Source organism: Microcoleus sp. Pol14D4, assembly GCF_036701245.1.
Lineage (GTDB): Bacteria > Cyanobacteriota > Cyanobacteriia > Cyanobacteriales > Microcoleaceae > Microcoleus.
Map to the genome: position 1 here is coordinate 14,134 of NZ_JAUBQM010000017.1, position 24,936 is coordinate 39,069.

15 protein-coding genes are annotated in these 24,936 nt (G+C 43.7%); 11 read left to right on the top strand and 4 right to left on the bottom strand.

The window, feature by feature from the left end; all coding sequences use genetic code 11:
• Positions 1–191 precede the first annotated feature (191 nt).
• From QUA33_RS09165 to QUA33_RS09195, 7 genes are all read left to right on the top strand, one after another.
• Positions 192–3,992 (top strand): glycosyltransferase, encoded by a 3,801-nt coding sequence (locus tag QUA33_RS09165; RefSeq protein ID WP_333148256.1) that lies wholly within the window; start codon positions 192–194, stop codon positions 3,990–3,992.
• A 295-nt stretch (positions 3,993–4,287) separates the two neighbouring features.
• Positions 4,288–5,037 carry a peptidylprolyl isomerase gene (locus QUA33_RS09170; protein WP_333100464.1) on the top strand — a complete coding sequence of 250 codons (750 nt, stop codon included), beginning with the start codon at positions 4,288–4,290 and terminating at the stop codon, positions 5,035–5,037.
• Between the two features lie 131 nt (positions 5,038–5,168).
• Positions 5,169–8,180 carry a peptidase domain-containing ABC transporter gene (locus QUA33_RS09175; protein ID WP_333148257.1) on the top strand — a complete coding sequence of 1,004 codons (3,012 nt, stop codon included), beginning with the start codon at positions 5,169–5,171 and terminating at the stop codon, positions 8,178–8,180.
• Between the two features lie 58 nt (positions 8,181–8,238).
• Complete coding sequence (locus QUA33_RS09180; RefSeq protein ID WP_333148259.1) at positions 8,239–10,239, top strand: chromosome partitioning protein ParA; 2,001 nt, start codon at positions 8,239–8,241, stop codon at positions 10,237–10,239.
• 222 nt (positions 10,240–10,461) lie between these two features.
• A complete protein-coding gene (locus QUA33_RS09185; RefSeq protein WP_333148261.1) occupies positions 10,462–12,366 on the top strand; it encodes a hypothetical protein in 1,905 nt (634 codons plus the stop codon).
• Positions 12,367–12,369: 3 nt separating this feature from the next.
• Positions 12,370–13,131, top strand: a complete 762-nt coding sequence (locus tag QUA33_RS09190; RefSeq protein ID WP_333100457.1) for a glycosyltransferase family 2 protein — start codon at positions 12,370–12,372, stop codon at positions 13,129–13,131.
• Complete coding sequence (locus tag QUA33_RS09195; RefSeq protein WP_333148263.1) at positions 13,124–14,188, top strand: NAD-dependent epimerase/dehydratase family protein; 1,065 nt, start codon at positions 13,124–13,126, stop codon at positions 14,186–14,188. Before QUA33_RS09190 ends, QUA33_RS09195 begins: the two co-directional genes overlap by 8 nt.
• A gap of 74 nt (positions 14,189–14,262) precedes the next feature.
• Here QUA33_RS09195 and QUA33_RS09200 read toward each other — a convergent pair whose 3' ends face one another.
• Positions 14,263–14,952, bottom strand: a complete 690-nt coding sequence (locus QUA33_RS09200; protein ID WP_333148265.1) for a methyltransferase domain-containing protein — start codon at positions 14,950–14,952, stop codon at positions 14,263–14,265.
• Positions 14,953–15,001: 49 nt separating this feature from the next.
• Here QUA33_RS09200 and rfbC point away from each other — a divergent pair, with 49 nt between their 5' ends.
• From rfbC to QUA33_RS09220, 4 genes are all read left to right on the top strand, one after another.
• Positions 15,002–15,547: a dTDP-4-dehydrorhamnose 3,5-epimerase gene (gene rfbC / locus QUA33_RS09205; protein WP_333148267.1), complete on the top strand. Its 546-nt coding sequence runs from the start codon at positions 15,002–15,004 to the stop codon at positions 15,545–15,547.
• 2 nt (positions 15,548–15,549) lie between these two features.
• Entirely contained in the window at positions 15,550–16,422 is an 873-nt protein-coding gene (gene rfbD, locus QUA33_RS09210) for a dTDP-4-dehydrorhamnose reductase (protein WP_333148270.1), read from the top strand.
• A gap of 106 nt (positions 16,423–16,528) precedes the next feature.
• Positions 16,529–18,319 (top strand): hypothetical protein, encoded by a 1,791-nt coding sequence (locus QUA33_RS09215; protein WP_333148272.1) that lies wholly within the window; start codon positions 16,529–16,531, stop codon positions 18,317–18,319.
• A 92-nt stretch (positions 18,320–18,411) separates the two neighbouring features.
• Positions 18,412–19,386: a glycosyltransferase family 2 protein gene (locus QUA33_RS09220; protein ID WP_333148273.1), complete on the top strand. Its 975-nt coding sequence runs from the start codon at positions 18,412–18,414 to the stop codon at positions 19,384–19,386.
• Positions 19,387–19,521: 135 nt separating this feature from the next.
• Here the strand turns inward: QUA33_RS09220 and QUA33_RS09225 are convergent, their stop codons facing one another.
• From QUA33_RS09225 to QUA33_RS09235, 3 genes are all read right to left on the bottom strand, one after another.
• Entirely contained in the window at positions 19,522–21,354 is a 1,833-nt protein-coding gene (locus tag QUA33_RS09225; protein WP_333148275.1) for a DUF6798 domain-containing protein, read from the bottom strand.
• 12 nt (positions 21,355–21,366) lie between these two features.
• Positions 21,367–23,460, bottom strand: coding sequence for a hypothetical protein (locus tag QUA33_RS09230; protein ID WP_333148276.1), 2,094 nt, complete (start codon positions 23,458–23,460; stop codon positions 21,367–21,369).
• A 168-nt stretch (positions 23,461–23,628) separates the two neighbouring features.
• Complete coding sequence (locus tag QUA33_RS09235; RefSeq protein ID WP_333148277.1) at positions 23,629–24,660, bottom strand: SGNH/GDSL hydrolase family protein; 1,032 nt, start codon at positions 24,658–24,660, stop codon at positions 23,629–23,631.
• Between the last annotated feature and the right edge of the window lie 276 nt (positions 24,661–24,936).

Sequence of the window (24,936 nt, forward strand, 5' to 3'; positions counted from 1 at the left end):
TGGTCTGCGTTAAGAGCGTTTCCTTTAAATCTTATTCACCAATCCTCCAGGATTGCTATATGTTACCAAATATTCGGCAAAATTATAATTTATTCTCTACCCTACCCTTTTTTAGCGCAATTGAGCCCATCAATTAATTCTGCTTTTCCTCAAAAAATCCACACTACACTGTGCTAAATACATTAGAAACTATGAACCCTAATCTAGGAATGAACATCGCCGGCTACATTAACGGCGAATTTGGCATAGGAGAAGGTGTCAGAGCAAACATCAGGGCTGCAGAAGCCGCCAACATTCCCTTCGTCATCAACAATTTTACCCGCAGTCCCCACCGCAAAAAAGACACCACCTATCAAAATTTTAGCGAAGATAATCCCTATCCCGTAAACTTAATTCAAGTCAACGCAGATGAAGTTGCAACCTTTATCAAACATATAGGTTCCAGTTATTTTGACAAAAAATACAACATCGGCTTTTGGGCCTGGGAACTTCCCGCATTTCCCCCAGAATGGCAGCCAGCATTTAATCACTTTCACGAAATATGGACTTACAGCAACTATTGCGCCGAGGCAATTTCAGCAGTCTCGCCAATTCCCGTCATCAAAATCATGCCTAGTATTGCTCTGCCCGCACCTTCCCTGAACAGAGAAGCACTGAACTTACCGAAAAATAAATTTATTTTTTTGTTTGTCTTCGACTTTTCTAGCCGCATCGAGCGCAAAAATACTTTAGCGACAATTCAAGCATTTAAGCAAGCTTTTGGCGAAGATAACAGCGTATTATTGGTCATCAAATCTTCTAATTCCCACAAATTTTCAGCGGCGCAAGCATCCTTAAACTCAGCCATAGCAAATAATTCAAATATCAAACATCTAGACGGGTATTTGTCCAAAAATAAACTTAACGGCTTGCTCTATAATTGCGACTGTTATGTATCGCTGCACCGCTGCGAAGGATTCGGCTTAACAATGGCTGAAGCCATGTTTTACGGGAAACCAGTAATTGCCACCAGCTATTCATCAAATACAGAATTTATGAATGTCGGCAATAGCTATTTAGTCAAGTATAAGTTAATCCCTATTGAGCAAGATTGCGGGCCTTACAAAAAAGGCAATGTTTGGGCCGAACCGGATGTCGAACACGCTGCTGATTTAATGCGTCATGTCTTCAACAATTACCGGGAAGCTCAGCAAGTTGGAAGAATAGCTGCTGATGAAATTAAGACTTTACTGAATCCGCCAACTGTCGGGAGAAAAATTCAAAACCGTCTCGAATATATTGCCGAAATTACAGATAATTTCAAAAGCTTGGAGCGCGGAATAAGGAAAAAGTCCTCTCAGGGGGCGACAGTAAAAAATGCACCACCTTTAGTTAGTATTTGTATTCCGACATACAACGGAGCGGCATTTATTGGCGAAGCGATTCAAAGTGCGATCTCCCAAACTTACTCTAACATAGAACTGATTATATCCGACGACGGTTCCACAGACGAAACAGTTGCGATCGCCCAATCCTTCCAATCCCACACCTCAATCGATTTCCGCATTGTACTGCACCGCAACTACGGCTTATCACAAAACTGGAACTTTTGCATATCCCAAGCAAAAGGTCAATACATCAAGTTTTTGTTTCAAGACGACTTGCTCGCACCAGAATGTATTGAAAAAATGGTCGCCGTCGCCCAACAAAACCCTGAAATAGGTATGGTTTTCTCCGCGCGAGGCATCACCATAGCTGAAAATGAATCTAACCCGATTTTGCGGAAAGCTTCCCAATCAATTAAAGATTTGCATAAAAGTTGGTCTAATTTAAAATCTATTCAGTCCGGGAAAGAATTACTGGCAGATACTAACTGCTTGAGCAACCCCATAAACAAAATTGGCGAACCGAGTACCGTCTTAATTGCCGCCAGAGTATTTGAAGAAATAGGATTATTTGATTCGGGATTATCTCAGTATGTAGACTTAGATATGTGGTGGCGAATCATGGGGAACTATCATATCGGATTTGTAGACGAAAAACTGTCGTCACTGCGGATTCATCCCGAACAACAAACTTGGAAAAACTTCGCGGCTGGGGAAAATCATAAAGATGTAGTCAGATTTTACAAAAAACTACTAAATAGTTCTGATTACAGTTTCCTGGATCAACAAATCCAACAGACAATCCGCCAAAAGTTGGCATTGAGAACCCAGCCGAGTTTATCGGAATTGTCAGCAATGCTTGAGCAATACAATAAATTCCCCTCAAAACAGCCTCTTCTTGTGCTGCGCCAATACCGCCAACAGCTAGCTGAATATTGGCTGAATTTGCCATCTAAAAAATTAGAAAATGCTTACTTCAAAGACACGGGGCAAGCTCATAAATTGCTCCTAGGTAGCGCCCTCAAAAATGAAACTTTAACTGAGGAAGAACAAAGTTTTGTCCAGCAGTTATCCTCCAAACTTGCTGAAGGAGGGGAAATTGCCGATAAGATTCAATATCTCCTCGCAGCGATGCTGTACCGCGACGCTTATCAGTTGCCACTTGACTATAAAAATGCAGCAATTCCCCAGTGGTTTTTTGACGACTTTTTGAAATTTATCTTTCAGTCTCCCGGTTATTTTAAACAAAACTGGGAAATAGAAAGGTACTCTGAATATTTGCAGCAGTTAATCAAGTACGTCGCTGGAAATATCGCCCGTTTTCCAGATTCAGAAGTGTGGCGTTATTTGGCGGCATTTATGGCGAAAAATGTTAGCTTCCAAGCTTTGTATTTGAGCGAGAAAAATCTTCTCAATATATTGAGTGAACGAAACGAGATTCTGGAATTTTATTTGAAAAATATCGGCTGTCAAATAGAATGGGATTTTCCTCAAAAAGAACCAGAAAAAACTAAAATTCGAGTTGGCTTTTTGCTTGATAAAATTAGTGATGAATCCGAGACTCGTGCTGCAATTCCGAGTTTTGAATATTTAGACAGAACCAAATTTGAAATTATCGTGTACTATTTCCAGGTACAAGACGAACGACTGGGGAAATATTGCGAAAGTTGCGCCGACAAACTGGTGCAACTGTCAGAAGATTTGCCCCAGCAAGTCCGAGAAATGCGATCGCACGATTTAGATATTCTGCTAATCTGCACCAATATTACCAACACTTCTGAGCCATGCGCCCTCCTGTGCCTGCACCGACTAGCACGGGTGCAAATAGCTAGCGGTGCATCAACCCCCGCCACCACGGGCGCCCGAAATATCGATTATTTCATGGCCGGAGATTTGACATTGCCCGCAGGTGCAGCAGCAGAGTATCGCGAAAAATTAATTACTTTAAAAGGATCGGGAGTTTGTTTAAGCTATAGTGTAGGATCGGCACCTGCCATAGTTGAACCGACTCGTAGCAGTTGGGGAGCAACTGAGGAATCTGTAGTGTTCATGTCCGGCGCTCAAGTTTTTACAATTATCCCAGAATTGAGAGAAAATTGGGCAAAAATTATTGCGGCGGTACCAAATTCTATTTTAGTTTTGTATCCCTTTAGTTCCGGCAATGAAAACTATCCGACGGTGCCTTTTTACAACCAAATTCGATCGCTCTTTGCCGAATTTGGGGTTGAGAAAAAGCGCTTAGTTGTGATTAAAGCGCTGCCATCTCGCGCAGATTACATAAAATGTCTGGAATTGGCTGATATATATTTAGACTCCTATCCATACAGCAGTGCCTGCTCCTTAGCAGAACCCCTGTTGGCCGGGTTGCCTGTAGTGGTAAGAAAAGGCCAAACAGAGCGATCGCGACAATCAGCCGCAGCGATCGAAGAACTGCTACTTCCGGAACTGGTAGCAGACAGCGAGAACTCTTATTTAGAGCTGAGCACAGCACTGGGAAACAACCCAGAACTGCGCCGGCACTACCGCGATCGAATTCAGCAAAAAATGGCGGCAAACCCGAAATATCTCGACAGTCGCGCTTGCTCGACCCAACTCGGAACACTCTTTGAAAGACTATTCCGAGAGTGAAGGAAGAAGGAAGTTCAGCAACTAAGCAGTGTACGGGGTTTAGCCGATGGATGTTGAGGGAAAAAGGAAGATGGCAGAAGTAAAGATTTTCCCACTCTCCCACTCTCGCATCCCGTTACCATTATGAGACCCGCGGGGAACCCCTCGCTAGGCATAGCGTCAAGAAATAGACAGCAATAGCGCTAGCCCACTGACGGTCTGCTATCATCGGGGAATCGAGGGGTTAGTGGTTGTCGCTCTTTTCCTGCCACAGCTAAATTAAAAGGGGAAGCGCAAGTCAGTTGGAGATAAAAAAATGACAGGACTTTTTCAAATAGGCGATAAATTACTGCAAGCTCAGGATATGCCATCGCTCCTGAAGCGGTATCAGTTAATGCCGCAATTCTTGCGCGGTGTAATAGTAGACCAAGCGATCGCATCCTTTAGTTGCAGCGACGAAGAACGCAAATCCGCCGTCGAGAACTTTCTGGCACAACACCAACTGACAGCCCCGGAAGCCAAAGAAGCTTGGCTGCGCGGCCAAAACATGACGGAAGAAGAACTTCAAGAGATGGCCGTCAGGCCCTTGCTGATCGAAAAATTTAAGCAAGCCACTTGGAGACCTAAAGTAGATAATTATTTTTTAACCCGCAAAGCCAGCCTAGACCATGTAGTCTATTCCCTGGTACGCACCAAAAATCCAGCACTGGCAAACGAACTTTACTTTCGCATCCTCGAAGGGGAACAAACCTTTGCTGAAGTGGCCCGCGACTATTCCGAAGGGCCAGAGTCCAAGTCAGGTGGCTTGTTGGGTCCAGTACCGCTCTCGCAGCCCCACCCGGCAATCAGCAAACTTTTGTCCGTCAGCCAGCCAAATCAACTGTGGACGCCACGTCCTCTGGCAGAATGGATGGTAATTATTCGACTAGAAAAGTTCATGCCGGCCCAGCTCGATGAATCGATGCGGCTGCACTTGATTAACGAACTCTTTGAAAGCTGGCTCGCCGAACAGATATCGCAAATAGGCCCGCTACAGCCCCTCTCTTCCGTGTCTTCAATATCATGACCGAAAGCAATTTCGTCTGGGGCCCCCGGATTCATCCGTGGAGACTTTAAAAAGCGTAGCATCCTAACAAAAAGCCTCCGGATTCATCTGTGGATTCAATCTAAAATCTAAAATCTAAAATCTAAAATCGGATGACTTCTTCCGCTGTTTCCCTCTCCCAAATTCAGGATTTCCTAGCTCAAACACCTCCCTTTGACCGACTGTCAGAGACGGCTCTGACAGCCTTGGTGGCTAAATGCCAACTCCTCGGCTACCGGACGGGGCAACCCCTGTTTGAACGGGAAAAAATGCCGACTCAGGTGGCAATTATCTATCAAGGGCAGGCCCGGCTGCTGGGCTTTGACCAGCGATCGCAGCGCCACGTAAGTTTGCGCTTGGTGCAGTCGCAGGAAATTCTCGGCTGGGCTGGCTTGCTCCGGGGAGTTCCCTGCGAAACGGCGATCGCCTCTACAGATGTAATTGCGATCGTCCTACCTGCCGAAGATTTCCTGAGCGTAGTGGAAAAACAGCCGACCTTTGGAGAAGCCTTTCGCGAACACTGTTCCTTGAGCGAAGTATTTGAACTGTTGAGCCTGGAATTGCAGCGCCAAGCCGACGGGACTTCCAATCTCAAGGAACTCACCCTGCAAGCTTGGCAAGACGCGAAAGTTGTCAACGTGCCAAACGGCAACAAAAAAACTCAAGACCTCGCCAAAGAGCTAGATGGCGATCGAGTTTGGCTCGTCAGCAGCGGCGTCTTGGGCGACTTTCCCACCGGCAGCCGCTTCTCTGTGGAAAACGCAGCCAAATCCTTAAAAGTAGAAGGCCGCCTCGGCGCTCGCTTGGTCGGCTTCCGGGAACCCCCAGAACCCCAACCCGAAACAGACTCATTAAATGGCACGCCAGATACAGTAGGCCCAGGGCAGAAGCCGCCGGGCGGAGCATTCATCGAGGTTATACCCGGCCCAGAGCGTCCCCCAGAACCCGCAAGCGGCCAACCAAAGGATGCGGCGGCGAAATACCCAGTTTTCCGCGCTAAAGGGCAGATTGACGGTCCGCTAGCTTGCTTCCAGATGTTGAGCAAGTATTTCGGTCTTAAATTTCGTCGAGATATCATCCGCAAAGTTCTAGAAAATCAGTTAAAAACCGCTGGTTCTATCAGTCTGCAAGCCTGCGGGGCGATCGCCCAAAGCATCGGCCTCACGCCCCAATTGGCGCAAGTGCCAGCAGAAGCCATCAACCGCATCAAAGCCCCCGTAATGATTAAATGGCAAGATAGCTTTGCCATTATTTACAGCATCACCGAGCAAGAATTGGTGCTCGCCACGCCCGAACAGGGGCTGATGCGGAAGCGGATACCTCAGTTTAAAGAAATCTGGGGAGAATCAGGAGAAGTCCTGCTGCTGCAAGCTCCGCAAGTCGAACAAAAAGAGCAGTTCAGTTTCTGGTGGTTTGTGCCGGCGCTGATGGAACACAAGACAGTGTTTTTTGAGGTGTTGCTCGCTTCGTTTTTTGTACAGTTATTTGGTCTTGCAAACCCATTAATCAGCCAAATAATTATTGATAAAGTCTTAGGTCAGCGCAGCATTGACACCTTGGATATTTTGGGGGCGTTTCTGTTAGGTGTTGCTCTGTTTGAAGGACTGCTCAACGGTTTGCGTACCTTTTTGTTTATAGACACCTCAAACCGCATAGATGTCAAATTGAGTGCAGAAGTCATCGACCACTTGCTGCGGCTGCCCCAAAATTACTTTGACAATCGGCGCGTGGGAGATCTGGTTTACAAATTCAGCATGATGGGCCAGATTCGGGAATTCATGACGAGCACAGCTCTGACAGTGGTTCTCGATGCAGTTTTTTCGGTGGTTTACGTCGCCGTTATGCTCTCCTACAGCGTGCAGCTAACGTTTGTATCTTTGGCAGTGGTACCGATACTGGGGCTGATGATTGTTCTAATCAATCCCCTGGTGCTGCGCCTGATAAAACAAAGAAACAACCGTTTTGCTGACTCTCAATCTTATCTAGTGGAAGTAGTCAGCGGGATTCAAACTGTTAAGGCTCAAAATATTGAATTGAAATCCCGATGGGAGTGGTCGAGCCGCTATGCAAAATACATTACAGCCAGTTTTAAAACAATTATCACGGGGACTACGGCGGGTACGGTTAGCGGCTTTTTAAACCAGGTTGGTAACTTAGCTCAGTTGTGGGTAGGAGCTTATTTGGTACTGGGAAATGAGATTACTTTGGGTCAGTTGATTGCTTTCCGAATTATTTCCGGGAACGTGACTGGTTCGCTGCTGCGTTTTGTGAGCGTGTGGCAGAGTTTCCAAGAAGTCTCGATGTCGATCGATATGCTCAAGGATGTGGTCGATACGCCGACGGAAACCAGCGATGAAGACCGGAGCAATATCCCGCTGCCGGCAATTCAAGGGCAGGTTACCTATGAGGAGGTTTCCTTCCGATTTCTCGAAAGCGGGCCACTGCAATTGGCTAATGTGAATTTGGAATTTCCCGCTGGCAGTTTTGTGGGAATTGTGGGGGGAAGCGGTTCCGGTAAAAGTACGGCGATGAAGCTGTTGCAGCGTCTTTATCCGCCGCTGTCGGGCCGGATTTTTGTTGACGGTTACGACATTTCTAAGGTGGAACTGTACTCGCTTCGCAGCCAACTAGGGGTGGTATTGCAAGATACTTTGCTGTTTAACTGTACTGTGCAGGAAAATATTGCCCTGAGCAATCCCGATGCAAGTACGGATGAGATTGTGCGAGCGGCAAAATTAGCCGTGGCTCACGATTTTATCATGGGCTTACCCGCTGGGTACAATACGGTGGTGGGAGAGCGGGGTTCGTCGCTTTCTGGGGGTCAAAGGCAGCGTTTGGCGATCGCCCGCACGATTTTGCAAAACCCGAAACTGCTGATTTTGGACGAAGCTACAAGCGCCCTCGACTACCATTCCGAACGCCAAGTTTGCAATAATTTAGCAGAAGCTTTCGCCGGGCGCACCGTGTTTTTCATTACTCACCGCCTGACTACAATCCAAAACGCTGATGTAATTATTATGATGGATCAAGGTTCTGTAGTCGAGCGGGGAACTCATAAAGAATTAATGGCTCTTAAAGGGCGTTACTACTGCCTCTTCCAACAACAAGAGTCATCGAATACCTGATATCTAACAACTCACAACTGATCACTAACGCTTAACAACTGAGAACTAACAAATGGCAATGAAATCGTTAATACTTTCTGAGCAACCAGTCATTCTCGAAAAACCAGCGATTTGGTCGCACTTGTTTTTGTGGATGATCATGCTGATGACCACTTCTGCTGTAGTTTGGGCTTATTTTGCTAGCGTAGAGCAAGCTGTCCCCGCTGTCGGCCAATTGGAACTCAAAGATGGTGCTAGAGACATCCAAGCACCTGCTACAGGAGCTGTGGTGAGAGTTCACGTTGAAAATGGCGATCGGGTAGAAAAAAACCAGCCTTTGCTCACTTTTAACCCCCTTGCATCCACTGCTGATTTAACTTCTGTTAAGAAAACTAAAGAGGCTCTGGAAAAGGAAAACAAATTTTACGAAGATGTGGTTAACGGCAAAATTCAAGGCCCTATTCCTTCAAGCCTAGAATCAACTATCAAAGACAGACAGAGCCTCACGGCACAAAATCAAGTGCTGCAAGCTTTGATTGACGAGCTGTACCTCAATCGGGGAGCGAGCGGAAATTTTGATGCTGCTCAGCAAGGGCTTTATGTTAATTATCGATCGGAATTTTTGTCTCGCGTCGCCGCAGCTCAAGGCCAAGTTCAGGAGTTGGAAAAACAACTGAAGCAAGCTCAGGATGCTGAGAAAGCCGCAGGCGATCAAATGACCGTAGCACAGCAACAACTGGGTTTTGCCCAGAACCAATTAAATTATGCTCAGCAGCAGTTAAGTTCTTCGCAAGAGCAAGTAAAATCTGCCATCGCTCAGAGAGATTTGGCGGACGAACAGTTAGCGAAATCCCAACAAGTATTGAAGTCGAATCAAAACATTCTAGGCAGACTCGGCCCTCTGGTGGAGCAAGGAGCGATCGCTGAACTGCAAAAAGAAAAACAGGAACAAGATGTTTTCAGAGGCCAAAGCGACGTTCTCAAACAGCAAGATCAAATCAAGCAGCGCGAAGGTGAAATCAACGCCCGTAAAGGCGAAATTAATACGCGCCGAGGTGAGATAAATACGCGCCGAGGTGAAATTAACGCTCGTCAAGGTGACATCCAAAAAATTAGTGCTGAAATACAGCGCCAGCAAGGAGAGCAAGCGCGCCTTCAGGAGTCCATCAGCCGCGCCGAAGAACAGTTGAAAAACACCAAGGATTCCTGGGCAAAAGAACTTTACACCAAAATTGCTGAAAACCAGAAACAAATTGCCAGCAGCGATTCTCAGCTAAGTCGCTTCAAGGTAGAAAACCTGAAAAAGCTATCAGAAATCAATGCTCAACTTGAAAAAGCGCAGCAAACCCGCGACACTCAAGTTATGAAGGCTCCGGTATCGGGCGTTATCTTTGATTTGAAACCTTCTAAGAAGGAGAATGCTAAGTTGGATATGGCGAAAGATCCGATATGCCAATCCATTATTAATTCGGTGCTGAAACCGGGCGAACCGCGCCCAAAACGCTGCGAAGAAGCTTATTACGAAGCGCAGCAAACTGAAAAGCTACTCAAAGTTTTGGATGACGAAAACGGTCTGCAAGCAGTTGTTTACCTGGAAAACAGCAATGTGGCTCTGGTATTGGATGCTTTGAGACAGAAGCGGGCAAAATTGGAGCAGTATCACGGCAAACAATTAGACGGAGAAAAGGTTGACTGCGAAACAGGTAAAAGTTGCGTTTGTCCAGAGAAGGAAGTTAACAGAGAGAAACTGGGTTTGACGAAATACCAATGTGTGCCTGTGGAAGTGAATGTAGAAGCTTTCCCGGCGCTGGAGTTTGGTACTGCTGAGGGTGAAGTGATAGAGATTAGCAGCGATGCAGAGCCTCCTACTGAACTGCGGAAATACTACGCTTTCAAAACCAAAATTAAGCTCAAGAATCAGAAGTTTGTTTTGAACAAGGGCAAGGCCAATCAAGTTGAAGTTAACTTGCAGTCGGGAATGTCCGTGAGTTCTAATATCAATATCGGCAAGCGGAGTGTTTTGCAGATGTTTATCAACCGATTTACTGGGAAAATGGATACGTTCAAGACTATTAAGTAATTCGGTTAACCGAATTGAACGCGAGGCTTTTAGGCTGTTCGGAAACCCGGTTTCTTCAAGAAACCGGGTTTCTATGTGTTATGTTTTTCAACTTGTTTGTAGTAAGGAATGCAAGTCCAGGCTCAAACTATGAGGAGTGAAGCCTTCACTACAAACTTGATAAAAATTATTTAACCGGGTTTGATATAAAATGGTGATGGCAATCAGTGCGATCGCACTTTCATGAAAAAAATCATCTTATTTACTTTATATCTAATTCCTGTTGTCCTGTTAATCGGATTTGTAGCGAATTTTAGCGTTAACGTTCCCGTTGATGACGAGTGGAGGTTAGCTAGCCTTTTTGAGAAAATAGCTCAGGGAAATGTAACTTTTAACGATTTTTGGGCTTTGCACAGCAACCACCGCATACTTTTCCCTAAAATAATTATTGCGGTGCTGGCTTTTGCTTCCCGATGGAATATTAATTATCAGTTGTGTCTCAGCATAGGTTTGGCGGCGATAACTTTTATCGCTATGTACAAGTTATCCTCGATGCAGGTTAAGAATGTCGGGGATGATTTGTGGCATTTAGCTAATATTTTAACTTGTATTTTGCTTTTCTCTCTTGTTCAGCATGAAAACTGGCTTTGGGGATTTCAATTGGCTTGGTTTTTAGTCAATTTGTGTTTTGTAGCTGCGGTTTATGCGCTGAGTTCAAATCGCAAATTTTTGCCTAATATCGCCATCTTTAATCGGATGAAACAGAGCTGTTGCACCAATATCGATAAGCTATTTAGGAACGGGCAAGATGCCCGTTCCACAAGAACATTGAATTTTTGTGAAACGGACATCTTGCCCGTTATTGAGAATGATGCAACACTCCAGAGCGAACAGAGTAGGGACACGGCACTGTCGTGTCCCTACTATATTCAAATATCGATTGCTGCTTTATTCTGCTTTATTGCTAGTTTTTCCCTCGCGCAAGGCTTGCTGTCTTGGTGGGCTGCAATTCCGGCTGTGGCGGCTTTAGAAGGAAATGCGGTAGAAAAAAGAAAAAGATTGATTATATGGATATTGCTCTTTGCTGTAACTTGTGTTGTTTACTCAATTGATTATCATCCCAGTCGCAAAACAAGTATTATTTCATTGTTGAATAAGCCCCTGGTGGTAATTGATTACTTTTTGAGTCTGTTGGGTTCGCCAATTGTCCGCTATCCTGGAATTTCAGCATTAGTTGGATTGCTAATATTGGCAAGTTTCTTATTTTTGGGATTCCACTTTGGGAGAAAGATTACCGAGCATCGTGAGGCTTTACCTTGGCTGTCAATAGGTTTATTTTCGGTTTTATCGGCTCTGTTTATTACGGCTGGTAGGGCAGAATTTGGGGCGATTCACGCGCTCGAATCGTCTAGATATACGACTAATTCGATTTTGCTGTTAATTGCTGTGGTTCAGCTAGGACAATTGTTGGTTCGAGGTAATTATCAAGAAACAAAAGCAACGTTAAAGAGTAATTATAAATTTATTTATCGGGTAGTTGCAGGGCTGTTAATTGCTACAATTATTGTTAACTCTCAACAGGCGATCGCCCAATCTCGCTCCGCACTTCTTTACAAACAAGGCGCTCAAGATTGTTTGCAGTTAATTAACTATCTGGAACAGTCGGATTTTTTAAACAATTCGCCGGAAAGTTGTTTGAGGGTGCTGAGCAAAAAAAGTTGGCTGGTGAGAGAAGGCGCTGCTATTATCGACAAAATAGGTTGGATTACGTTAGCTAAAAATGTAGAGTTTATTTCTAATACCGAGAAAGTTTACGGCTATTTAGACAAACCTCAAACCAGCGATAAATTCTTGACTCTTACGAAAAAGGCTGCTGTCAGGGCTGCAGGTTGGGCTGTTTGGCCAGAAAATTTCAAACAGCCGAATATCGTACTGCTATCTGTCGGCGATAAAAAATCTTTTTTTGCTAACGCTTATGTAAATTTGGACAGTCCCGACATCGCTGAGAGTTTAAAATCTGAGTTATACAATAATGCAAGGTGGGCTGTTGATTTGTCGGATAATAATTTGCCGATCGCCCAAACCGAAATCAAAGCTTGGGTGTATAATCCTGTTGACAACCAGTTTGTCCAGTTGCGCGGAGGATGAGGAGTGAAAATTTCTGTGATTATACCGGCCCACAATGAGGAGGGCTGTTTGTACGGTACTGTGCGGGCGATCGCCCAAACGCTCGATTTAGAAGGCATTCCGCACGAAATTTTGATTGTGAATGACAACAGTGTCGATCGAACTATTGATATTTGCCAGGAGTTGTCTGAGACTTTTCCCACAGTTAGATACATCAACAATCAACCTCCGAATGGTTTCGGATTTGCCGTGCGCCGGGGTTTGGCGGAATTTGACGGAGATGCTGCAGCAATTGTGATGGCTGATGCTTCCGACGATCCCATCGATTTGGTAGCAGGATACCGCAAGCTGCAAGAAGGATATGATTGCGTTTTCGGTTCCCGCTTTATCAAAGGTGGCTTTATAGTTGATTATCCAATTCACAAGTTAGCAATAAACCGCTTAGCAAACTGGTTTGTCAAAAGTATTTTCGGCTTGCGCTACAGCGATGTCACCAACGCTTTTAAAATTTACCGCAGAGAAGTGATTGAAGGCGTGCAACCGATTTTGAGCCATCATTTTAATTTGACAGTGGAACTGCCATTAAAAGCAATTGTCCGGGGTTTTTCCTATACGGTGATTCCTTTGAGGTGGTACAATCGGACTGCGGGTATTTCTAAGCTTAAAATCAAAGAGATGGGCAGTCGATATTTGTTTATTGTCTTGTATGTCTGGCTGGAAAAACATCTCTCTCGCGGCGACTACCACCGGACTAGAAAGATAGCAAAAATAAAAGTGAATGCCTGAGAGAATTTTAATTGTGGGCGGGGCGGGTTTTATCGGCAGTTGTTTGGCAATTGGCCTGAAGAAACTGCACCCGGAATGGCAAATAATTTGTTTAGATAACCTGCGTCGCCGGGGTTCAGAATTGAATCTGCCTCGGCTTAAAAGTTGCGGTATTCAGTTTGTTTACGGGGATATTCGTACAGCGGCGGATTTAGATCCAGTTGCACTGAATGCTGACTGCATTATAGATTGTGCTGCGGAGCCTTCTGTACTGGCAGGTTTTAGTTCGCCTCAGTACGTTTTGCAGACGAATTTACTGGGCACTGTGAATATTTTGGAGTTGGCGAGACAAACCGGTGCGAGTTTGCTGTTTTTGTCTACGAGTCGGGTTTATCCGATCGCCAGTGTCAAGTCTGTTAAGCTGTTAGAGTTGCCGAATAGATTTGCGATCGCCCCTGAGCAAACTTTACCCGGTATATCCGAGTTGGGCATATCAGAAGACTTCCCATTAAAAGGACACCGTTCGCTTTACGGAGCAACTAAATTAGCTTCGGAATTGCTGATTGAGGAATACAGGGAAGCATACAATGTACCCGCAATTATTAACCGCTGCGGGTTAATTACTGGTGCTTGGCAAATGGGTAAAGTCGATCAGGGAGTTTGCGGTTTGTGGGTGGCGGCTCACTATTTTCAAAAGTCGCTGAATTATATCGGTTTTGGCGGCAGTGGCAAGCAGGTTAGGGACTTACTGCACGTTGAAGATTTGTTGAGGTTAGTTAATTATCAGTTAGAACATTTTGCTGAATTTGACGGCGAAATTTTTAATGTTGGCGGCGGTTTGAGCAACAGTCTTTCTTTGGTTGAGACAACTGATTTGTGCCAAAAGATTACGAATAAATCGATTCGGATTCATCCTGTTTTGGAGGAACGCGCGGGGGATATTCCGATTTTTATTACTGATTCTTCTCGGGTGATGGAGAAAACAGGGTGGCAGCCTCTTATTGGGCCGGAAGCGGCTTTGCAGGATATTTATGATTGGATTGCTGCTAATGAGGTGGTTTTAAGTTCGATTTTGTAGGGATTTTTTAACCGCAGATTCAGGCGGATAAACGCAGATGTATCGCTCTGCCTGCATCTGACGGGAAATGCGTGTCATGAGTCTCTGCCTCTCTGGTTTTGTTTAGATGCTTTAACAAACATTTGACCTCCCAAAAATTGCCACAAAAAAGGCAATTTTAAGTAAACTTTTAAAAGCCAGGGCGATGCCGGTCTGCCTTTGGTCGAAAATGGTAAAAATCTCGGTATAATTAGGTCGATTTCAAAGCCGATGGTTTGTAACAGTTCTTGGAGCGATAAGTGGGTAATGGGTAATTGATGATCGATAAAATCGTAATACTCTTTGAAAGAATATTTGAAATTAGGTTGGACAACTAATAGAGAACCCCCTGGCTTAAGGACCTCAAAGCAAAATAAGATAATTTGGATTAGTTCTTCTTTATTGCGGAGATGTTCAAAAAAGTTAGAGATAAATATCCGATCAAATTTTTCGCTAAAAGCGGGTTGAACGTCAAAATTTAAAATATCGATATTCATCACTTTTACATCAGGATGGGCAAATAACTTTGAATCTGGATTGAGGTCAATCAAATATTTTTTTTCAGCCATAATTTGATTTATAAACTCGCAGTAACCGCCGCCAATATCTAAGACGGTTGATTCGGGAGGAACATAATCTTGTAAAAACTCATCAATTAAAACTTTCCAGAGTGCCACCTTTGCTTGCATTTGTCGGGAATCAAATCGATTGGCGTACAATTTTTTGAGATATGCGTCGGCTTTCATAGTAAAATAGCATAGACAGAGTATTAGTTTATCACTTTCACAGCCAACTATGAATGTTATATCTACTGAAATACCGGAAGTTCTGATCGTTGAGCCGAAAATTTTCGGAGACGATCGCGGTTTCTTTTTTGAGAGTTTCAATCACAAAGTTTTTGTCGAAAAAACAGGTGTGACGGCAGAATTTGTTCAAGACAATCATTCCAAATCCTCTAAAAATGTGTTGCGCGGTTTGCACTACCAAATGCAGCAGCCTCAAGGCAAATTGCTGCGGGTAGTTGCTGGCGAAATCTTTGATGTAGCGGTGGATATTAGAAAAAGTTCGCCGACTTTTGGGCAGTGGGTTGGCTGTGTGGTGAGTGCAGAAAATAAACGGCAATTTTGGGTTCCGGCGGGATTTGCTCATGGTTTTTTAGTGGTTTCGGAGACGGCTGAAGTTTTGTACAAAACGACAGATTATTACGCACCAGCACACGAGCGGTGTATCCTGTGGAATGACCCCGATTTGGCGATCGACTGGCCGCTAGATGGTGACAAACCAATCTTATCAGCTAAAGACCAAGCTGGACAAACGTTGAAAAGAGCTCAAGTGTTTTGATCATGAAAATTTTACTCGCAGGTGGCAGCGGACAGCTAGCTCAAGAATTGCAGCCGATTTTATTATCTTCGGGAGAGGTAATTGCGGTCGATCGCACTCGCCTCGACTTATCCCAACCCGAAAGCATCCGTCAAGCAATGGCTGAAATTCAACCGAATTTAGTCGTCAATGCGGGTGCTTACACGGCGGTAGACAAAGCAGAAAGCGAACCGGAATTAGCAAATGCAGTCAACGGCATTGCGCCGGGAATTCTCGCAGAAGAATGCGAAAAACTGGGAGCAAGTTTAATTCACTTTTCTACTGATTATGTATTTGACGGCAGCAACGGTTCTGCTTATCTGGAAACAGATTCTACGAACCCACTGGGAACTTACGGCAAATCTAAATTAGCAGGCGAGGAAGCAATTCGGAAAGCGGGAAACCGAAATATTATTATTAGAACCGCGTGGGTTTACGGCAACGGAGGCAAAGGCAACTTTGTCAAAACTATGCTGAGGTTGGGAAAGGAAAGAGAAGAAATTCGAGTAGTAACAGATCAGATCGGAAGTCCTACTTGGACGGGGGATTTAGCGGAGGCAATTTCGCAAATTATTCCTCTGCTTGGACCAGAAAGTTTTGGGACTTACCAGTACACTAACAGCGGTGTTTGTAGTTGGTACGATTTTGCGATCGCCATTTTTGAGGAAGCAGCACAACTCGGCCTTCCCCTAAAAGTTCAGCGCGTAATTCCCATCACCACCGCCGAATATCCGACACCCGCAAAACGTCCGGCTTTTTCTGTCCTCTCTACGGTAAAAATATCAGCACTTCTGGGTACGCATCCTCCCCACTGGCGGCAAGGACTCAGAAAAATGCTGGCCAGAGAAGTGAAATAAAAAATCGAGGAAAACTCAAATCGCGAGGGCGAGTTTTGTTAATGAGTTACCTGTTATATCCAAAGTTTCTCACCTCAACTCGTCCCTACAAATTAAAAATCTCCCCATGTCTGAATCTATGAAAGTCAAGCAACAATATATTTTAATTGCCGCATCAGTTCTCGGAATCCTAATACCAGCGTCATATATTTTGTACTTGATATCCCAAGCGGGAGACTTGTCTAATTTTGATTATTGGTGGATGACATGGAATTTTTATTCAGTAGACGGTTTCTCTACAAATCCTTTTGATTGGATATTTCGGGCCAACGAGCATTTTGTCTTGATTCCGGCAATTATTTATGGCTTGAATATAGTTGTCACCCAAGGTTCAAATATTGGTTTATGTTTAGTTGCCTGGTTCTTAGCTTGGATTCAGTGCCACGTATTAATTGCTCTGCTGCCGTTAAAAATGAGGGTTTTTCCGCTGCTATTTATCTCGCTAGTTCTTTGTATTTCTATTTTTAACTTTACTCCTGCTGCGGCTCACAATTGGATGCGGGGATTCAGCGGAGTTCACTGGATAATTGCTAATTTATTTGTGATTTGTTCGATATTTTGTTTGCAATCCTATGCGACGCTTTTGTCAAGGAAGAAGGAGGCGGAGCCTCTGGATCTACATTACCAGTCAGAGCCTGGTAATGTAGAATGGAAACAAAATAAGTGGGTAATTGGCAGCATTGTTTTTGGCGTTTTAGGCTGTATTAGTTACAGCACTCCTTTAGCTTTGTGGCCGATATTGTGTGCTGCTGCTGTTGTGCTGCGGTTTCCTCGGCGAATAACTTATTTGTATTTCATTGCTTCGATTGCAGTGATTGGCATTTATTTTTTAACTTATAAAACTCCATCTCATCACCCTTCTTTAACTAAAATCAACCCGCTCAAAACTCTCGAGTATATTCCCATTTATCTCGGCGGAATTTTTAGCGAAAATATTATTTTTGCTTCAATTATTGGTATAATTGGTTTGATGGCAGCAACTGGTTTTGTGGGTTATTGGCTATTTGTAAAAAAGGTCGATCGCCCAGATTGGCTGCCTTGGCTATCAATCCAACTTTACACGCTGCAAACGGCGTTAATGGCTGCGGTTAGCCGATCGGGATTTGGCGTCGAACAGGCCACCGCTTCCCGCTACGCCACACTCCCAGCTTTGTTTTGGATGAGCACAATTGTGCTGACAGTATTGTGGGTGCGCGAGTTGCAGCCAACACCAAGAATTCAAGGGCGTTGGCTGACACCGCTGTTTGCAGTCGCCACAGTTGCGATTATTTTAATGTACGGGGTGGGAGGCGAAACTGCAATGGCGATCGCCCGCAGAGCCACCTATCAACCGTTAGTAGCATTATCACTGCAATTAGGCATCACCGACGTAACGCTAATTAAAGACCGCGTAGGCAACAAACCCGCCGCTTTTATCGGATTAATTGACGCCTTAAAAATTAACAACTTAGTGCCATTTAACCGAGACATCAAAAAACACAATTTCTGTGCAGCATTAGACACAAAAATCGACCCAAATTTACTGTCAGCGCCCAAAGACGGAGTACCCGGATTTTTTGATACAGCCACCGCACTTGCACCAACAGCAGCGAGAGTAATTGGCTGGGTAGGAGACCCCGAAAACAATGTAAAATGTATTGCCATTCTCAACCAAGAAAATGTCGTTCGAGGTTTCGCCATGTCAGGATTTCCGCGCCCAGATTTAGTTAACTTGTTTGGCCCTTCCTACGAATTCGCCGCTTGGAGAGGATACATTCAAACATCACCAACAGATAAATTATTGACAGCCTATGCTTCCTTTAAAAACCGCAAAGGTTGGGTAGCATTGCGAAACTCCCAAGTTATCAATAAAAACTAAAAAACCTCTCTTTCTCCTCCTCTGTGCCCTCTGCGCCCTCTGCGGTTAATAAAAAAATCTCATTGACAACACAAATGAAATAGAATAGCCCTATGCCAAAACATCTCAGCTTCGTAATCCCAGTTCACAACGAAGAAGCCACCCTCAAATTGCTGTTTGAAAAAATCCAAATTGTCATGTTTCAAACAGGAACTGACAGTTACGAAGTCATTTTCATAGATGACGGTAGCCGCGATTATTCCTGGCAAGAAATCACAGATTTAGCCAGCCAACATCCCCAACTAATTAAAGCGATTAAAATGCGCCGCAACTTTGGCAAATCCGCCGCACTTTCAGCAGGATTTCGCAATGCAGCAGGGATAATTATCTTTACTCTCGATGCTGACCTTCAGGATGACCCCGCTGAAATTCCCAAATTTTTACATCATTTAGAATCGGGATTTGATTTAGTTTCCGGTTGGCGAAAACAGCGGAATGACCCGCTTTCTAAAACTTTACCTTCCAAGCTGTTTAATGCTGTTGCGTGTTTGCTGACTGGGGTGCAAATGCACGATATGAATTGCGGTTTTAAAGCTTACCGTAGGGAAGTTTTGCAGTCGATTAAATTGTACGGGGAATTGCACCGCTACATTCCAGCTTTAGCAAACAATTTAGGGTTTAAAATTGGCGAAGTAGTTGTGGAACATCATCCGCGCAAGCACGGAAAATCGAATTACGGTTGGGAACGTTATGCGCGGGGATTTATTGATTTGTTGACGGTGTTAGCCACAACGCAGTATTTACACAAACCGGGTCATTTGTTTGGCGGTTTGGGATTGTGTTTTGGCTTGGTTGGAACTGTTTCGCTGAGTTATTTGATAGTTATTTGGTTTCTGAATTTGGCGGGGATGAATTTTGGGCCGATCGGGAATCGACCTTTGTTATTTTTTGGGATTTTGTGTACAATTCTGTCGGTGCAGTTGATTTCTTTGGGGATTTTAGCTGAGTTGATGGCGCGGAATGTGGATGCTGATTATGTGGATAAGCAAATTAGCGAAATTATTGATGATTCTGGTTTTGATATTTAACCGCAGATTAAAGCTGATTAACGCTGATTAACGCAGATAAATCGGCGATGGAATTGCTTACAGACAAGCAAACTATGTCTATGCTGACTAAGATAAAATTATAATTGGGATTTAACAAGTTTTACCAATTACCTCTTACCTAATTTTATACAGTATCCATTTGCCTTGTTTGTCTGCGATTTCCCCTGGAATATTTGGGTGCCAGTCAGTACGAGTCAGGATATAATCGGCATGATAGTTTCTGGCTACTTTGACTAAATCGGCACTGCTGCGGCGGATGAAAAAGTCATTTCCTCCCCAGATAATTTGCGGGTTTAATGGCACTCCTAAAACGGTTTCCATGCGACTTTGCCATTCTTTGATGCCTTTTTCGGTAAAGGGAAAGTTTTTGAAGTTGACGACAATCGCTCTTTCGGAGAAAAACTGAAAGCTGGTAACTGAAGGTGGAATTAATACGAGTGAATCGCGGCTGCTACTTTGCGAAAATCGGACAGCTAATTTGCTTAAGTCGTCTCTGGGAACGGCATTGATATTAACTCTTGTTTGAAATACATTTAATATAGGTTTGGGCAGAATTCCTGCTACTCCAAAAACTAAGGTGGCGGTAGTTATTAAGGCTAATGTGTGAGTTATAGCCTGTTTGATAGATGTAGCTAGTGATGTTTTTTCTAAAATGAATGGGAAAGCGAGGATTGAGAAAAGGACGGGGATGCTAATTATGCGATCGCCAACTATTTCCCATGAATCAGTCACCGGATATATCAAGCTGAAAATTACCGTTCCTGCTGCTAAAATCCACAACAATATATTATATCGTTTGGGCAATACGTAATTTTTTGTTTGCCAAACTGATAATGCTAAGAAAATGATGCCCCTAAAAGGCAACGTTAGTACACCTAACAGCAACAAGCTAACAGCTATTTGTTTTTCTCTGTAAAGTCGCTCGACCGTCAAAGCTACAGCAATAAATATAATTATTTGAGCAAAAGGTACGGTTCTAGCTAACTGTAGTTTGGCGATAAAAGCCAGCGGGTAAACTTCTACAAATACGTAATTCAGAAACAGTGCAAAAATCGATGTACAAACAATTACGTAAAAATTAATCTTGTCTTCTTTGGACAATAAATAAGAGTTTTTGATGCAAAGCAAGCCACCCATTATGAAACATATAAAGTTGAACCAATTCCCCACATCCCAATTAGACGGGAGGATGTGGTGGGGGTTGCGGACTGTTGCGTGAATGTAGACAAACTCGGCGTTGTCGATAGTGTGAGTGCTGGTAGTACCTGTTAATAACATCGGTATGTAAACGATACTTGCCATTGCTGCTAAAAGTGCGATCGCCAAAATCAGTGTTTTAAACTTCCGCTGTCTTACAGATTCAATAAATAAAACGGGAACCATCATCAATCCCGGCAACAAACCCACTAAAAATTGCAGCAGACAAGCCAGTCCAAAGCAGAAATATCCGGTCAGCCATTTCTGGCGCAAACTAAAGTAAATTCCCCAGATTGCGAAACCCATTGCCAAGGTACTGGGTACTGATTTGGTGGAAAATATCAGGGTGTTACCAACATCTGTAAATGAAGCCGCTATACATAAAAAAGCCATCGCTGCGGCGGGAAGTTTGGAATTAGTATAGATATTGATAATTGCGTAACAAGCTAGGATAAATGAACCAAAGGCTAGGAATTGATAGATAAAGTGCGCTAAGGGAACGCTGGTTCCTAAGTTTGCCAGTAAATAGATGATATAATAATAGTAATATCTCGGATTAAACTTAACCATTTCCTGAACGTAATAGTCATTTTTGTAGAGTTCAGGATTTAACATAAATTGAATGGGCGGTACTTCGGGAAAATTGCCTCCAATGGGGAAAATATAGCCAGTGGCCATCAGGGAACCGATGATGACAAAAGTATAGAGAGATAGATTAAAATACCAGTGGGATTTTTGATGTTTTTGCATTGACGGTTCAACTTACCTACTGACAGCCAAATTGTTAATCTCCAGTCGGCATTGGTTTGTTAAATCCTGTTTGCTGCTACTCAATACCTCAAGCAGCAGATAAATGGGATTTTTGCCCTCAACTAATAGATTTAAGCCGATCGCACTTTTTTGACCATAAGCCATCTCTGCTGAGTCTATTAATTTACCTTGCTTGTCCCACAAAGTCAAGCGCAGGGTAACTCCCGGACATTTTTTGTTAGGTAAATTGAGTTTGCCGGTAACTTTTACTTTGTCTGAAATGGAACCTAAATATAGGAAAGATGTATCGAGTTTCTGGCTGTTTTTAATTGTATGAGTTACAATTTTATATAGCTTGTCCGATTCTTTATTGACTGAATAATTGGCACTTGTGTAGATTGATTGATGCAAACTAATCCAATCTAACTGCGTCCCTGGTCGATCGACTATTTGCCGCTGCATCGCCTCCAGAGTCCTAATAGCCGTTGCTGTATCAGTCGGCCGCATCCTCCGGTAAACGCTGACAGTCACGCCGTTTTCTAGCTTAAACTGTTCCGGTAGCAATTGGAAATCGCGGGCGATTTCCCAGTTTTGAGTAAAGGCATCGTACACAACTTTAACAACATCTTGTTCGTGCGATCGCAAAACTTGTTCGTCAGTCGGTAACACCTGCTGAAAAGGTACAGCAACCACCGCATATTGTGACTGCAACAACTCCGGTAGCGGGTAAGTATCGCGCGAGTCAATTTGCGGCCTCCCGATTGTATTTAATTTCCACCAACCCTCCGGCGGATTTAATTTTTTGTTGGCTTGTCGGAGTATGTTAGCATTGAAATTGTTAGAAGCACCGGCAATATAAATTGGTTCTTCGTTGGGTGCTAATTTTCGCAGAAACTCTACTAATTTTACAACTTCGTCGTAGTCCGATCGCACTAACGGCGGAAAATTACCCACAAACAGTCTTGGCAAATCAATTTTGAGAGGAATTAACCCGACTGCGGCATTCAAAACCAGGTACAAACCCGCCGCCCCCAGCATGAAATACCGGACTTTTCCCTTGAGTGTCAGCCAAGTTGTCCAGAAAAATGTGGATAGTCCTAAAAGTGCGATCGGTGTAAGATGAATTGTATAGTGCAAGTAGCCGTAACGCAAGACTAACAGCCATTCAATCAGCGACAAAACCCCAAACAACGAAACAAAAATAGCCGCCGCCGGAACCAGGATTCGGGTGAGAATTCCCGCAGAAAAACCAATCAGTACCAGCAGCCAAGTTCCCAAACCGTAAAAATCCGCATAACGAGTTAAAATATCATTTACAGGCAAACTCCAAGCGACATACAAATTGCGGTAGTCAACCGTCAGAGCACTGCGAGTAAAATCTCCCGCTACCAACATTAAAATAGTCAAGCTAGTTGCAGCTATCAAACCCAATTTTACAGCGGATTCAAACAAGCCTCTGTAGGCTAACGGCACTGCCGCGTCCTTGTCTTTTGGAGACGACAACGCCGTTTTTTTACGGTATATTAGTACAATAAACTCGATGAAAGCCTGTAAAGTTGCGGCACCAAAAAATGCGATCGCACTATAAGCAAAATGACGCCGCAACAGAATCGCCGCCGCCAGCAAAAACCCAATTAACGGGATTTTCCACCAAGATTTCAGCTTAACATCCTGCAAATAAACCCAAATTGCCAAGGCTACAAACACACAGCCGCCAGTATCCAGATATCCCCGCAGAGTCGGTATCCAACTCATCGGAATTAATAAACTCAGCAGCACAGTTGACCAAAACACCCGGCGGGAATAAATTGGAATTAGCTTTGCAGAAATTGCCCCCAGCAACAGACGAAACGGCAGCACATAAATCAGGGATACACTGAGAATGTAACTCAGCCGAGACTCGCCAAATAAGAGAATAAACGGCACTAACGGCAAAGAGATTAATAGGTTTTTTTCCTTAGATAGCGATTCTATAACTCCGCGCCATGCTTTATCTGGCGACTCTCGAAATAAATTTGCCGTGTTGACTGTAGCGGTATTGTATCCCGCGTAATCCCACCAATAAAAAGTATGTTCGCTAGATACATAGATTGATGTTACTGCCACTGTGACGAGAACAAGTAAAAACAGAAAAAACCCATCAATTAGAAAGTTTCGATGCAATTTAAAAGAAACAAAATCAAATACTCCCATCACTCTAGCAACCCTAAATAACTTCTCAACTTCCTTTTTCTCTATTCCTTTGCGCCCTTTGCGCCTTCGCGGTTCGTTAACTTACTTTAAAACAGTACGTTGCAAAAAGCCTTCCAACTTTTCTGCATATTGCCGATTGGCGATCGCACTTGGATGAAGGTCATGAGGTAAATTATTATTGGCAGGTATTTTCAAATCAACCGAAATATCCGCCGTAGCAATTCCCTCCTGACTTAACTCCCCCAACATCTTAGCAGAACCCGCATTAATTCCCGCCACCACTAACTTAACACCATTAGCCTCAGCCACCCGGTTAAACTCTTCAATAATTGCCTTAGACACCTCGTGACTTTTGTACAATCCCTCTTCAAATTGATTGTAATTAACCTCCAAAAAATGGCTTAATGCAGAAACCCGCATTAGGGGGAACTCGTGATATTCAAGTTTTGCCATCTTGTATGTAAAATTATTTTCTCCATTCAACCTAGCATCGGGCTGAAATAGAATACCGAGTTTATTCCAAGCAGCCATTTGCTTTCGTCTCGCCCTTAACAAAGTATTGCGGCGGTCATGAAATCCCGCATAAGCAATCACCGCAATTTTGGGTTTATTTGATTGTTTGAGTGCTTCTTTGAATTGAATCAACGAATGCAGAGTGCCGTAGCCGTTAACTCCGAAATTCACTATTTCATATTTGGGTAATTTCTCTTGCAGCAACCAAGCATAAGTTTGGCTGTCATTCAATGACCAACCGTAGGTAAAAGAACAGCCAAATATCCAAATTTCCTGTTTTTTTGATGATAAATTGTAAGTATTGAGTGGATGTGTTATTCTGAGACTATTATTGAGATGAGTTGCATTAAATGAGTAATTGCCGTTAAGTGTTACCTTGAATTTACCCGGCAAATGCTTGTAGCCGAGTTGCGAGTCTTTTGTAAAAAAGTTGCCTTTTGGTTCGACGGCAACATCAACATTTTCTATTTGCCAGGGTTTGTATCCCGCAAATCTTAAGACAATTTCAGCCGTGGTAGTGGATAAAAAAATTGGAAAAATTAGATATGTTATTAATCTGAAAGCAACATTTTTAGCAAAATCTTTTTCGATCATTAACATAATATGAAACGTCAGCAAAAGTATAATAAACTGCCATGCCAGTATTATCTAGTTCATGGATCTAATTTAATTAGATTGAGCGCACCAATATCAGCAACGGGCTAGAAGCCCGTTCCACAAGAAAATCTACTCTTTGTGGAACAGGCCGGAAAGCCTGTTCTTAAGAATGGTGCCACATCTCAGTTTAAACTCACATCTTGCACCAATATCAGCAACGGGCTAGAAGCCCGTTCCACAAGAAAATCTACTCTTTGTGGAACAGGCCGGAAAGCCTGT